The 13083-nt window shown below is 72.4% G+C and carries 13 protein-coding genes; 6 read left to right on the forward strand and 7 right to left on the reverse strand.

The annotated features are described in order from the left end of the window. Positions 1 to 101: 101 nt before the first annotated feature. The 3 genes from otsB to IE257_RS30550 form a co-directional block, all read right to left on the reverse strand. Positions 102 to 950, reverse strand: a complete 849-nt coding sequence (gene otsB, locus IE257_RS30540; RefSeq protein ID WP_189973101.1) for a trehalose-phosphatase — start codon at positions 948 to 950, stop codon at positions 102 to 104. A gap of 39 nt (positions 951 to 989) precedes the next feature. Next, the gene (locus tag IE257_RS30545; protein WP_030031449.1) at positions 990 to 1226 is read right to left on the reverse strand and encodes a DUF3263 domain-containing protein; all 237 of its coding nucleotides are present in this window, start codon (positions 1224 to 1226) and stop codon (positions 990 to 992) included. 81 nt (positions 1227 to 1307) lie between these two features. Continuing rightward, positions 1308 to 2606, reverse strand: coding sequence for an extracellular solute-binding protein (locus IE257_RS30550; RefSeq protein WP_229920749.1), 1299 nt, complete (start codon positions 2604 to 2606; stop codon positions 1308 to 1310). 176 nt (positions 2607 to 2782) lie between these two features. Here IE257_RS30550 and IE257_RS30555 point away from each other — a divergent pair, with 176 nt between their 5' ends. The 3 genes from IE257_RS30555 to IE257_RS30565 all read left to right on the forward strand — a co-directional run bounded on the left by IE257_RS30555 (position 2783) and on the right by IE257_RS30565 (position 5896). Beyond that, a complete protein-coding gene (locus IE257_RS30555; RefSeq protein WP_189973198.1) occupies positions 2783 to 3715 on the forward strand; it encodes an ROK family protein in 933 nt (310 codons plus the stop codon). Then, the gene (gene nagA / locus IE257_RS30560) at positions 3715 to 4878 is read left to right on the forward strand and encodes an N-acetylglucosamine-6-phosphate deacetylase (RefSeq protein WP_189973103.1); all 1164 of its coding nucleotides are present in this window, start codon (positions 3715 to 3717) and stop codon (positions 4876 to 4878) included. The genes IE257_RS30555 and nagA overlap by 1 nt, the downstream gene beginning before the upstream one ends. 100 nt (positions 4879 to 4978) lie before the next feature. Beyond that, entirely contained in the window at positions 4979 to 5896 is a 918-nt protein-coding gene (locus IE257_RS30565; RefSeq protein ID WP_189973104.1) for a 1-phosphofructokinase family hexose kinase, read from the forward strand. A 25-nt stretch (positions 5897 to 5921) separates the two neighbouring features. Here the strand turns inward: IE257_RS30565 and IE257_RS30570 are convergent, their stop codons facing one another. Together IE257_RS30570 and cdgB are read right to left on the reverse strand one after the other, a co-directional pair. Then, a complete protein-coding gene (locus IE257_RS30570) occupies positions 5922 to 6920 on the reverse strand; it encodes a CBM35 domain-containing protein (RefSeq protein ID WP_189973105.1) in 999 nt (332 codons plus the stop codon). Positions 6921 to 6988: 68 nt separating this feature from the next. Further along, positions 6989 to 8728, reverse strand: coding sequence for a diguanylate cyclase CdgB (gene cdgB, locus IE257_RS30575; protein WP_189973106.1), 1740 nt, complete (start codon positions 8726 to 8728; stop codon positions 6989 to 6991). A 302-nt stretch (positions 8729 to 9030) separates the two neighbouring features. Between cdgB and IE257_RS30580 the strand changes: the two genes are divergently transcribed. After that, positions 9031 to 9600, forward strand: coding sequence for a flavin reductase family protein (locus tag IE257_RS30580; RefSeq protein ID WP_229920750.1), 570 nt, complete (start codon positions 9031 to 9033; stop codon positions 9598 to 9600). A gap of 97 nt (positions 9601 to 9697) precedes the next feature. Here the strand turns inward: IE257_RS30580 and arfB are convergent, their stop codons facing one another. Next, entirely contained in the window at positions 9698 to 10123 is a 426-nt protein-coding gene (gene arfB, locus IE257_RS30585) for an alternative ribosome rescue aminoacyl-tRNA hydrolase ArfB (protein ID WP_189973107.1), read from the reverse strand. 188 nt (positions 10124 to 10311) lie between these two features. Between arfB and IE257_RS30590 the strand changes: the two genes are divergently transcribed. Together IE257_RS30590 and IE257_RS30595 are read left to right on the forward strand one after the other, a co-directional pair. Continuing rightward, on the forward strand, positions 10312 to 10887 hold the full coding sequence (locus tag IE257_RS30590) for a TerD family protein (protein WP_030718836.1): 576 nt from the start codon (positions 10312 to 10314) through the stop codon (positions 10885 to 10887). 158 nt (positions 10888 to 11045) lie between these two features. Then, entirely contained in the window at positions 11046 to 11564 is a 519-nt protein-coding gene (locus tag IE257_RS30595) for a GNAT family N-acetyltransferase (RefSeq protein ID WP_189973108.1), read from the forward strand. Positions 11565 to 11633: 69 nt separating this feature from the next. Here IE257_RS30595 and IE257_RS30600 read toward each other — a convergent pair whose 3' ends face one another. Next, entirely contained in the window at positions 11634 to 13046 is a 1413-nt protein-coding gene (locus tag IE257_RS30600) for a M1 family metallopeptidase (RefSeq protein WP_189973109.1), read from the reverse strand. Positions 13047 to 13083 lie beyond the last annotated feature (37 nt).

Below are 13083 nucleotides of genomic sequence, written 5' to 3' on the forward strand. Positions count from 1 at the left end.
TCTCGGCGGCCTGAGCGGGCGGGCGGCCCCGGGAGGGTGCGGCGCCGCTGCCGGGGCTCCGCCCCGGACCCCGCTCCTCAAACGCCGGAGGGGCTGAACAGTCAGGTACGGATGGCTGTGGCCAGGTCGGCCAGGAACTGGGCCACCGAGGCCGGGCCCGGGAGGACGAGGTCGGCGCGGGAGGCCAGTTCCGGCACCTCCGCGGAGCCGCTGCACACCAGCACCCCCGGCAGGCCGTCGGCCCGGCGCTTCTCGACCGCCGAGTACGCCGCGAGGTCGCCCAGGTCGTCGCCCGCGTACAGCACCGCCTCAGCGTCCCGCTCCGCCAGGAACTCGGTCAGGGCGACGCCCTTGTCCATGCCCGGCGGCCGCAGCTCCAGCACCGCCCGGCCCGGCTCGACCATCAGCCCGTGCCGTGCCGCCAGATCGGCCAGCGGCTCCCGCAGCGCAGCGAACGCCGCCGCCGGGTTCTCCGCCCGGCGGGTGTGGACGGCCAGCGCCCGGCCCTTCTCCTCGATCCACGTGCCGCGCCAGGCACCGATCGAGTCCAGGAACCCCGGAAGCTCCGCCCGGACCGCCGCCACCCCGGGGTGCTCGGCGGGGGCGTGGACGATGCCGCTGACGGCGTCCCAGCGTTCGGCTCCGTAGTGACCGAGGACGACCATGTGCTCCAGTCCGGGGACCCCGGCGAAGCCCCCGTAGCGGACGGCGACGCCCGCCGGGCGGCCGGTGATCACGGCTACCGAGTCGACCTCGGGGGCGAGTGCGGACAGGGCCGGGACGGCGCCCGGGTGGGCTCTGGCCTGGTCCGGGTCCGGAACGATGTCGGCGAGGGTGCCGTCGAAGTCCAGGGCGACCACGGACCGGCGAGGTGTGCGGAGGAGGGCTTCGAGTCCCTCGCGTCCCGCTGCGGTGACGGGCATCGGCAGATCGTGCGGATGGCTCCCCATAAGCACGACCCTAACGGCCCAGCGGTGCGACGGCTACGGCTATCGCCGGGCTCGCTGGGCCTCGCGGATCCTGCGCAGCCGGTTGACCGTGCCCGGGGCGTGGGCCAGCGCGCGGGGGTCGTCCATGAGCGCATTGAGCAGCTGGTAGTAGCGGACGGGGGTCATCCCCAGGCCCTCGCGTATGGCCCGCTCCTTGGCTCCGGGCCCGGGCCAGGTGCGTCCCTCGTACGCGAGCACCGCGGCCTCCGTGGCCGTCAGCTGCCCCTCGTCCGTCATACCGCCAGATTAACGCCGCCGTCTGACACCCGGCGCGCCCACCCGCTCCGGCGGGCGCGGGCGGGCGCGGCGCGGCTCGGGTCAGCGCGGGTCGGCCGCCCGTGCGGCCGTCGCGATCTCTTCCAGAACCTTCGCCGGCTGTCCGCCCGGCTGGACGGTCTTGCCGATGTTCTGCTTGATGTCCTCGCTCACGCCCGCCCAGGACTTCTTGCCGACCGGGTAGAGCCGCGAGCCGGGCAGCGCCGTCAGGAAGGGCTTGAGCTGCGGGGCGTTGCCGGCCGACGCGGCCTGCTTGGCCTGGTAGCCGCTGGTGGTGGCGGGCAGCAGGTCGTACTTCTCGGTGAAGGCCGAGACGTTCTTCGGCTGGTACAGGAAGTCCAGGAACTTGCCGGACTGCTCGCGGTGGCCGTTCTTGAAGGCCATCACCCAGTCCGCGACGCCCATGGAAGGCTCCTCGGACCCGGTGGCGGTCGGCAGCGGCACCATGCCGTACTTCACACCCTTGGCCTCGGCCTGCTTGAGCAGCGTCGGGTGCCCGTTGAGCATGCCGACCTCACCCTTGGTGAAGGCTTCGAAGGCGGCCTGCCGGTCCAGCTTGCCGGGCTCCACGGGGCCGGTCAGCCCCTGGCCGACCATCTTGTCCCGCAGGAACTCCAGCGCCTTGACGTTGTCCGCGGAGTCGATGGAGTACTGCTCCTCGTTGTCGGTGTAGCCGCCACCGCCCGCGAGCATCCACATCATCGTCTCGGCCTGGGCCTCCTCGCGGCCCAGCGGCAGCGCGAAGGGGGTGGGCACGCCCGCGGCCTTGAGCTTCTTGGCGGCCGCCTCCAGGTCCGCCCAGCTCTTCGGCTGCCAGCCCTTGGCGTCCTTGCCGATCACACCTGCGTCGGCCAGCAGCTTCTCGTTGTAGAAGAGCAGCCGGGTGCTGGCCACGAAGGGCATTCCGTACTGGACCTGCTTGACCTTGCCGGCGTCCGCGAGCGGGCCCAGGAAGTCGGCCTCGGTCTTCACGGAGAGCAGCTCGGCCGTCGAGTACAGCTTGTCGGCGGCCGCGTAGTCGGCGTAGGCGCCGATCTGGGCTATGTCGGGGGCCTTGCCGGCCTTGACCATCTCGGCGACCTTGGCGTCGACCTCGGACCAGGAGTAGACGCTGACCTCGACCTTGGTGCCCGGGTTGGCCTTCTCGAAGCCCGCGGCGAGGTCCTTCCAGTAGGCCGCCGAGGAGTTCTGCGGATTGTCCCCGTAGTCGGCCGCCACGACCCGCAGGGTCACCTCGTTGTCTCCGGTGAGTCCGCCGAGGGCTCCGCAGCCCGTCAGCGTCACGGCAGTCAGGCACAGCGCGGCGCCGGACGCGGCCAGGCTCAGGTAACGGCCCTTCACAGTTCTCCATCCACCCCTTGTTGTACGTACGATCCACGTAAGGTCTACACCACTTTGGCGGCTCGTCCACATCGGACTCCCGGCCGGAGTCCCGATTTTGTATGGCCGCTCAACAATCTCCCTCATTGGACTAGACCTTTCCCCGCCGAGCACGCGAGACTGTCTCTGTGAAACCCGTGAAACACGTCATCGCCCTCGATGTGGGCGGCACCGGGATGAAGGCTGCCCTCGTCGCCGAGGACGGCACCCTGCTCCACGAAGCGCGCCGTGCCACCGGCCGCGACCGGGGCCCCGACGCCGTCGTCGAGACGATCCAGGACTTCGCCGCCGAGCTGCTCGACACCGGCCGGGAACGTTTCGGACGGCCCGCGTCGGCCGCCGGCGTCGCCGTCCCGGGCATCGTCGACTCCGAGCACGGGATCGCCGTCTACGCGGCGAACCTGGGCTGGCGGGACGTACCGATGCGGAGCCTGCTCAGCAGACGCCTCGGCGGCATCCCGGTGGCCCTCGGCCACGACGTGCGCACGGGCGGACTCGCCGAGGGCCGCATCGGCGCCGGCCGGGGCGCCGACCGCTTCCTCTTCGTCCCGCTGGGCACCGGCATCGCCGGAGCCATCGGCATCGCCGGCCGCATCGAGGCCGGCGCCCACGGCTACGCGGGCGAGATCGGGCACATCGTGGTGCGCCCGGGCGGCCCCGCATGCGGCTGCGGCCAGCACGGCTGCCTGGAGACCCTCGCCTCCGCCGCGGCCGTCAGCCGCGCCTGGGCGGCCGCCTCCGGCGACCCCGAGGCCGACGCGGCGGACTGCGCCAAGGCCGTCGAGTCCGGCGACGCGCGTGCCCGGGAGGTGTGGCTGGCCGCCGTCGGCGCCCTCGCCGACGGACTGGTCACCGCGATCACCCTGCTGGACCCGCGCACGCTGATCATCGGTGGCGGGCTGGCGGAGGCCGGGGAAACCTTGTTCACACCACTACGGACGGCCGTGGAGGAGCGCGTGACGTTCCAGCGGCTCCCCCACATCGTGCCGGCGGCCCTCGGGGACACCGCCGGATGCCTGGGCGCAGGGCTGCTCGCCTGGGACCTACTCGCCACGGAGGTACCGGCCTGATGTCCGGAAGCGCACACAGCACCGTTCTTTCGGGCGCCAGGGTGGTGCTGCCCACCGGCACGGTCGCGGGCGGCCGGGTCATCGTCGACGGCGACCGCATCGCGGGCAGCGCCCACGACGCCACCACGACCGTCGACCTGACCGGGCACTGGATCGTCCCCGGCTTCGTCGACATGCACAACCACGGCGGCGGCGGCGCCTCCTTCACCTCCGGAACCGCCGAGGACGTCCTGAAGGGCGTCCGCACCCACCGTGAGCACGGCACCACCACCCTCGTCGCCTCCACCGTCACCGGGGACCTGGACGAGCTGGCCCGCCGCGCAGCCCTGCTCGCCGAGCTGACCCAGCAGGGCGAGATCGCCGGCATCCACTTCGAGGGGCCGTTCATCAACCCCTGCCGCAAGGGCGCGCACAAGGAGGACCTGCTCCGCGACCCCGACCCGGCCGAGGTCCGCAAGCTGATCGACGCCGCGCACGGCGCCGCCCGCATGTTCACCCTCGCCACCGAACTGCCGGGCGGCCTGGACTCCGTACGGCTGCTCGCCGAGCACGGGGTCATCGCCGCGATCGGCCACACGGACGCCACGTACGAGCAGACGCGCGCCGCCATCGACGCGGGCGCGACCGTGGCCACCCACCTCTTCAACGCGATGCCGCCCCTCGCCCACCGCGAACCCGGCCCGATCGCCGCGCTGCTGGAGGACGAGCGGATCACCGTCGAGCTGATCAACGACGGCACCCACCTGCACCCGGCGGCCCTGGAACTGGCCTTCCACCACGCGGGCGCGCACCGCGTGGCGCTCATCACCGACGCGATGGACGCGGCCGGCTTCGGCGACGGGACCTACCACCTGGGCCCGCTGGAGGTCGAGGTCAAGCACGGCGTGGCCCGGCTGGTGGAGGGCGGCTCGATCGCCGGCTCGACGCTGACCCTGGACACCGCCTTCAAGCGCTCGGTGACCCTCGACAAGCTGCCGGTGGAGTCCGTGGTCCAGGCGATCTCCGCCAACCCGGCCAAGCTGATCGGGCTCTACGACGAGATCGGCTCGCTGGAGCCCGGCAAGTACGCGGACCTCGTCGTCCTGGACGCCGCGTTCGACGTCAAGGGCGTCATGCGGCGCGGCGAATGGATCGTCAGCCCGGCCGCACGACCGGCGATCTGACGGCCAAGCGGCTGTGCGCAGGGAAAACGGCCGGCCCGAGGACTGGGCCGACCGCCTTGTGTTTGGCATGATCCCGGCAGCAACAGACCCGGGAGTGCCCATGATCCTTACCGTGACGCTCAACACCGCACTCGACGTCACGTACCAGGTGCCGCGGCTGCTTCCGCACGCCTCGCACCGGGTGTCCGCCGTCGCCGAACGCCCGGGCGGCAAGGGGATCAACGTCGCGCACGTCCTGGCCGCCCTCGGCCACGAGGTGACCGCGACGGGCTTCGCGGGCGGCCCGGTCGGCTCCGTCGTCCGCGGACTCCTCGCGCAGTCCCCCGGGGTGGTCGACGGCCTGGTGCCCTGCGCCGGCAACACCCGCCGCACGGTGGCCGTGGTCGACGCGGCCTCCGGCGACACCACCCAGTTCAACGAGCCGGGCCCGCACATCACCGCCGCCGAATGGTCGCGCTTCCTCGCGCGCTACGAGGACCTCGTGCACGGCGCCCGCGCCGTGGCCCTGTGCGGCAGCCTCCCGCCGGGCGTGCCGGTGGGCGCGTACGCCCTGCTCGTCCGCTCGGCCCGCGCGGCCGGGGTCCCCGTCCTCCTGGACACCAGCGGCGAGGCCCTGCGCCGCGGGGTCGCCGCCCGCCCCGAGATCATCAAGCCCAACGCCGCCGAACTGGCCGAGCTCACCGGATCCCGCGACCCGCTCCCCGCCACCCGCGACGCCCGCCGCCGGGGCGCCCACGCGGTGGTCACCTCCCTCGGCCCGGCCGGCCTGCTGGCCGCCACCGCCGAGGGCACCTGGCAGGCGACCCCGCCGCGCCCGCTCTCCGGCAATCCCACCGGAGCAGGCGACTCCGCGGTCGCCGGCCTGCTGTCGGCGGTGGCCGAGGGCCTGGACTGGCCCGCCCGCCTCACCCGCGCGGTCGCGCTCTCGGCGGCCACCGTCCTGGCCCCGGTGGCGGGAGCATTCGACCCCCGCACCTACGAGGAGGTACGGGGGTCGGTGAAGGTCACGACGGCCTAGCGGGCCGGCGGGGACGCGGGGCGGATCAGCCCTGCTCCAGCCAGAGCTGGTCGAGGACGACCTCGCACTGGTTGCCCGCCTCGCACGAGATCTTGATCGTGTTGGCGCCCTGCTTGAGCTCCACCAGCGAGTAGGTGTTGGTCCAGCCCTTGGCCCAGTCGCCCGCGGCGGCCTTGGAGAAGTTCGCCATGTTGACCGGCCGGGTCTGCGCCTCGCCGTTGATGGTCAGCGTGGTGTTGGCGTCCTTGCCCGGCACCCCGTAGGTCATCTTCAGCTTGTACTTGCCCGCCTTGGGGACGTCCAGCGACCAGGTGGCCGCCGCACCCTGCGCGTTGAGGCCGCCCACGTACTGGCCGCCCTCGCTCTTCGCGCCCGGCACCGTGTTCTGCAGCACGGCACCGCCCGTGAGGGACATGCCGCTGCCGGCGAAGTCGGCCTTCGGCAGCGGAGCCTGCGACGGCTTCGAGCTCGGCGTCGGGCTGGCCGGGTCCTGCGGGGCCGCCGACTGCTGGCCGCCCGTCGTGGCCGCGTCGTCCTTGCCCTTGTCCTTGTCGCCGAACTGCAGCGCCGCGACGATGCCGATCACGACCACGGCGACCACCGCGACCGCTGCGATCAGCAGACCCCGGCGGCTGGAACCACCGCCACCGTGACCGCCGCCCGGCCGGTCGACCGTCTGGGTCGGGTGCTGCGCCTGCTGCGGGACGCCGTAGCCGCCCGCCTGGAGCGCTTCCGGGGCCTGGTACTGCGGGTACGCGGGGGGCTGCTGCGCGGGCACCTGGCCGCGCTGGCCGGCGTTGCGGCGCTCGCCGACCGTCCGCACCTGGTGGTGGGAGGTCCGGGGAACCCCGGGCTGCGCGCCGGAAGGACCGCCTGCCGCGGGTCCCGGGTAGCCGTATGCGCCGCCCTGGCCGGGCGGTGTGGCGCCGGCCGCCTGGCCGTCCTCGTAGAGGTAGCCGAACGGATCGTCGTCCTCGGGCTTGTTCGCCCCACCGTGCGGGCCGTTGTTCGCGGGCGTCGTCATCGCAGGTCACTCCTTTCGACCCCCGGGAGCCTACCCCGAACACGTGCACCCACGGGCGGCAGACCGCCTCAGCCGGCCCTGCGATGGGCCTTCGACCGGGACCTTTTCTCGATATACATCCGCTGGTCGGCGGAGCGCAGCACCTCGTCCGCGGACATCCCGCAACTCGCCCAACCGATGCCGAAACTGGCTCCGACCCGCACCGCACGGCCGTCCACCCGGATCGGCGGGATGATCGCGTTGCGCAGCCGGACCGCGAGGTCGGCGGCGTCCGCCGCGCCCAGGCCGTCCGCCAGAACGACGAATTCATCACCACCCAGCCGGGCGACGGTGTCACCGTCCCTGACGCCGGTCGTCAGCCGCCGGGCGACCTCGATCAGTACCGCGTCGCCCGTGTGGTGCCCGAACCGGTCGTTGATCGACTTGAACCCGTCGAGATCGCAGAAGAGGACCGCGAGCCCCTTCGTGCCGTCGTCGATGTCTGTCGCGGGCGCCACCGTGTGCACGTGGTGGTCGTACGGTCCGTCCGACGGCGCGGGCGGCGCCCCCGGGAACTCGAAGGGATCGGCCCCGGGAAACCGGTCGGGGCCGTCGGGATGAAACCCGTGCTCACCGGCACCACCCGCCTCCGCCCCCACCGGGAGCCCGTCGTGCCCCGTGTGCCCGTCGTAGCCGTCGCGCCCCTCGAAGGCCGCGTCCAGGGCCTCGACGGCGGTCGCCCGTACGGACTGTGGCCTGCGGCACAGCCGCGCGCCCAGCCGGGCCCGCAGCTCGGCGCTGTTGGGCAGGCCGGTCAGCGAGTCGTGGCTGGCGCGGTGGGCGAGCTGGAGCTCGTGCCGCTTGCGCTCCTCGATGTCCTCGACGTGCGTGAGCAGGAACCGCGGCCCGTCGGCGGCGTCGGCGACGACCGAGTTGCGCAGCGAGACCCATACATACGTGCCGTCGCGGCGGCCCAGGCGCAGCTCGGCGCGGCCGCCCTCGGCGGAGGTCCGCAGCAGCGTCCCGATGTCCTCGGGGTGGACCAGGTCGGAGAAGGAGTAGCGGCGCAGCACGGAGGCGGGCCGGCCGAGCAGCCGGCACAGCGCGTCATTGGTCCGCAGCAGCCGGCCGTGCTGGTCCCCGCCCATTTCGGCGATGGCCATACCGCTGGGCGCGTATTCGAAGGCCTGGCGGAACGACTCTTCACTGGCCCGCAGCGCCTGCTGCTCGCGCTCCAGCCGGACGAGGGCGCGCTGCATGTTCGCACGGAGCCTGGCATTGCTGATCGCAATCGCCGCCTGGAAGGCGTACATCTGGAGCGCCTCGCGGCCCCAGGCGCCGGGCCTGCGGCCGTTGCGCGGTCTGTCCACCGAAATGACACCCAGAAGTTCCCCGCCGGACGCATACATGGGGGCGTAGAGCCGGTCCTCGGGGTGCCACTCGTCCTCGAAGCGCGGATCGGGGCCGTCGGTGTGCCACTGGGGGACGTCGTCCTCCATGAGGACCCAGCCCTCGGTGTGCGGGATGAACCTGAGTCCGTCCCAGTTCTCACCCATCGTCAGGCGGCGTTCCCAGGAGGCGCGGGAGCCGACCCGGCCGGTGATGAGGGCCTCCGCGGCGGGGTCGCCGGCGAAGGCGGCGACGACGAGATCACCGTCCGGGCGAACGAGGTTGACACAGGCGAGTTCGTAGCCGAGGCCCACGACGATGCCGTCCACGACGGTCTGCAGAGTGTCCGCCAGGCTCCTGGCCGTATTGAGCTCGGCCACCACCCGGTGCAGCTGCCGCAGGGTCGCAAGACGGACGTACGGCTCCGACTCGGTCTCCATTACTCGCTCTCCCCGAGACCTCGACAGCAACTCCAGGTTTGTCATCGGCGTTTCGTTGCGGTGTCCCGTCCACTGAATCACAGTGAGCTGTGCGCCAGGTACACAGGGTCAACAAATCTTGCCCTCTGTGACTCAAGTCACATCAGGTGAATATCGGTGCGCAGTGGGTCGGTGCATGACTGGGAGCGCTCCCTCACATTCCCGAGAGCAAACGATACGCCGGGGCCTAGGCCAAGGGGCGGGGACGCGACTCGGACCAGGGCCCGATGTGCGGCGCGGAAGGGCGAGATTAGCGTTTCAGCGTGCTGAAGACGACCCCCGTACCCACCGCGTCCCACGGAACCCCCCATGCTGAGGGGGTGAGCAATGACGAGTTCCGGGCCGCGATGTCCCGGCTGGCGGCAGGCGTGTGCCTGATCACGGCGCACGAGCCCCCGCTGACGGCGGACGGCCCGCGCGGCGAGGACGTCGGCATGACGGCGACCGCCTTCATGTCCGTGTCCCTGGACCCGCCACTGGTCCTGGTGAGCCTGCGCGAGGGCTCCCGGATGGACGACCTGCTGGCGGAACAGCCGCTGTGGGCGGTCTCCGTGCTCGCCGACCACCAGCTCCAGGTCGCGGGCCGCTTCTCGATGAAGGGCCGCATCAGCGACCGGCTCCTCTTCGCCGACCTGCCCTACGTACGCGGCGAGGCCTCCGGCGCGCCCCTGCTGACCGGCGCCCTGGCGACGCTGGAATGCCGTACGGAGAACCGCGTCGAGGCGGGCGACCACACCCTGGTCGTCGGCCGGGTCCTGACGGCCGGCCTGCCCGCCCCGGACTCGGCGCCGCTGACGTACTTCCGCGGGCGCTACCGGCACCTGGGCGCGTAGGACGCGTTGCGCGCGCAGAACGGGCAGGGCTCGTAAGGCGGGCGTGGCTCGTTGAGCGGGCAGGGCTCGTAAGCCTGGCAGGGCGGACACGGCGGGGCTACCAGTCCCGGCCGGTGCGGCCGCGCTTGGTCTCGGCCCGCGCCTTCTTCTCGCGCAGTCGGCGCTCGTTGATCCCGCGCGGCATCTTCGTCGCCCGGCGCTGCTTCGGCGGCGGCGCCGTCGCCTCGGCCAGCAGCGAAGCCATCCGTACCAGCGCCATCTCCCGGTTGCGCAGCTGCGAGCGGTGCTCGGAGGCCCGTACGGTCACCACCCCGTCCACCAGCCTCCCGGCGAGCCGCTCCAGCGCCCGCTCCTTCCACACCTCGGGCAGCGCCTTCGTCGCCGCCAGGTCGAACAGCAGCTCCGCGCGCGAGTCCGAGGTGTTCACGTGCTGACCGCCCGGTCCGGAGGAACGCGAGAACCGCCAGGCGAGCTCTCCCTCGGGGAGCACGACCGAACCGCGGATGACATAGGGACCAGGCATGCCCCTATGATCCGCCCCCGGCACCGCTGCCGTCACCCGCATTTACCGGCCCCTCGTTCCGGCTCGCGGAGATTCGCCGTCACGGACAATTCACGACGGGAACCCGACCGGCCTCTCGTCGCGTTATAGGGGGCAGCGGTAGTTTGACCGCCTGTACGTGCATGTTGGATGAGGAAAGGGACATTCCCATGGCTGTCAGCCTGTCCAAGGGCGGCAACGTCTCGCTCACGAAGGAGGCCCCGGGCCTCGCTGCCGTCACGGTCGGCCTCGGCTGGGACGTCCGTACGACGACCGGTGTCGACTTCGACCTCGACGCCTCGGCGATCGCGGTCAACCCGACGGGCAAGGTCGTCTCCGACGGCCACTTCGTCTTCTTCAACAACAAGTCCACCCCGGACCAGACCATCGTCCACACCGGTGACAACCGCACCGGCGAGGGCGCGGGCGACGACGAGGCCATCAACGTCAACCTCGCCGGCCTCCCGGCCGACGTGGACAAGATCGTCTTCCCGGTCTCCATCTACGACGCCGAGGCGCGCAGCCAGAACTTCGGCCAGGTCCGCAACGCGTACATCCGCGTCGTGAACCAGGCCGGCGGCGCCGAGATCGCCCGCTACGACCTCTCCGAGGACGCGGCGACCGAGACCGCCATGGTCTTCGGCGAGCTCTACCGCAACGGCGCCGAGTGGAAGTTCCGCGCGGTCGGCCAGGGTTACGCCTCCGGCCTCACCGGCATCGCGCAGGACTTCGGCGTCAACGTCTGATTCCGAGCCCGACTCCACAGTGAGTCCGCGCTGAGCCCGCGGCCGGTCCGCGGCCGTGTCGGGCAGGTCCGGCACGTCCCGGAACTGCCCGCCACCGGCGCCGGCGAAGCCCCCTCCCGGCCGTCCGGGGAGGGGGCTTCTTCGCTACCGTTCGACGGGTGATCCTGCAACCGCTCGTCCCCGTCGACGGCGCCCTCCCCGGCCCGGTCCTCACCGAGATCGCCGCCCTCTACTCGACGAACCACGCGTTCTTCGAACTCAGCGGCGACTTCCCCGACCCGGACCGCATCACGGTCGAACAGGTCGCCGCCGCACTCGCCGACGAACTGGCGCACGACAGCGCCGAGGTACTCCTCGCCCGCTCGGCCGGCCGCCTCGTCGGCCTGGCCGCCACCCTCGCGCAGGCACCCGCCGCCGACGACCCGGACCCGTGGATCGGCCTGCTGCTCATCGACGCCACCGCCCACCGCGAGGGGTACGGCCGCGCCGTCGCCACCCTGGTCGAGGACCGCTTCCGCACCGCGGGGCGCGCGGGCGTGCGGATCGCCGTACTGGACAACAACCCCAAGGCCCTGGCCTTCTGGCAGTCCCAGGGGTACGTCCCGCTGCGCAGGGCCAAGGACCGCGAGATGGGCCGCGACTGCACCGTGCTGCGCAAGCCGCTCGAAGCCCCGTAGCGGGGCGGGGCGGAGCGGGCGGGGCGGGGCGGAGCAGCGCGACGTAGTGCAGCGCAGCGCGGGGCGTGGCTACTCGGGGCGGGCCTTCCCGTACAGCCACGCGTCCCAGACCTTCTTCAGGTCGTGCCCCGTCTTCTTCTCGGCGTAGGCGGTGAAGTCGGCCGTGCTCGCGTTCCCGTGCCGGTGGTCGGCGACCCAGCCGCGCACCAGGGCGAAGAACTTCTCGTCGCCGACCTCCTGGCGGATCCGGTGCAGGACCATCGCGCCGCCGTAGTACACCGGCTCCGCCGAGATGTCCTCGGGCCCGGGCGGAGCGGCCGGCGGGAAGGCCCGCCAGTCGACGTCGGCGTCCCGGTCCACGTCCGTGTCACCCGTCCGGAAGGCCTCGAAGTACTCCTGCGCCGTGGACCCGTTGTGGTCCTCGGCCCACAGCCACTCGGCGTAGGTCGCGAACCCCTCGTTGAGCCACATGTCCTTCCAGGACTTCGGCGACACCGAGTCGCCGAACCACTGGTGAGCGAGCTCGTGCACGACGAGCTCCTCCTCGGTCGGCGCACCGGGGAAGACGGGCCGGCCCTGGGTCTCCAGCGCGTAGCCGAGGGTCCCCGCGGGCACCACGATCGCGCCCGCGCTCGCGAAGGGGTACGGGCCGAACCGGCCGCTGCCCCACTCCACCATCTCCGGCAGCCGCGCGAGCGGCCCCGAACCGGCGGCCCCCTCCCCCGGCGCCACGGCGCTGTAGAGGCCGATCCCCGAGGGCGTCCGGCCGGTCGTCACCTTGTACGGCCCGATCACCGCGGTCGCCAGATAGCTCGCCATCGGCTCCGGGCTGTGCCACGCGAAGGCGGTGCGCCCGTCCGCGTCCTCGGTACGGGAACGCAGCTCGCCGTTCGACACGGCCTCGTAGCCGCGCGGAACGGTCAGGGTGATGTCGTACGCGGCCTTGTCGCTGGGGTGGTGGTTGCCGGGGAACCAGGTCATCGAACCGACCGGCTCGCCGACGGCTACGGCGCCGCCCTCGGTGGTGATCCAGCCCTCCCTGGAGCCGTCCGCATCCACGAGGGGCTTCGGCTTCCCGCTGTAGTCGACCTCCGTCCGGAAGACCTCACCCTTCTTCAGGTCCTCGGCGGGGCGCACGGTCAGCTCGTTGCCGGTCCGGTTGTACCGGGCCCCCTCCCCCTGGACGGTCACGCCCTCGACTTTCAGACCGCTGAAGTCCAGGTTGAAGGAGCTGAGCCCCTGCTCGGCGCGGGCGGTGATCACGGCCGTACCGTGCAGCCGGCCGTCCGCGGGGTCGTAGTCCAGGTCCAGCGCGTAGTGGTCGACCTGGTAGCCGCCGTTCCCGGCCCGCGGGAAGTACGGATCGCGCAGCCCCGACGCACCCGGCCGCCCCTGCACGGTGTCGCCCGTACACGCCGTGGTGAGGGCGAGCAGGGCGGCAACGGCGGGGGCGGCGAGGCGGGAGAGAGCACGGTGTTCCACGCACTCGATCCTAGGCGGGGGCTTGCCGGTCCTGCCG

Source organism: Streptomyces avidinii (genome assembly GCF_014650695.1).
In the GTDB taxonomy this organism is placed as follows: domain Bacteria; phylum Actinomycetota; class Actinomycetes; order Streptomycetales; family Streptomycetaceae; genus Streptomyces; species Streptomyces avidinii.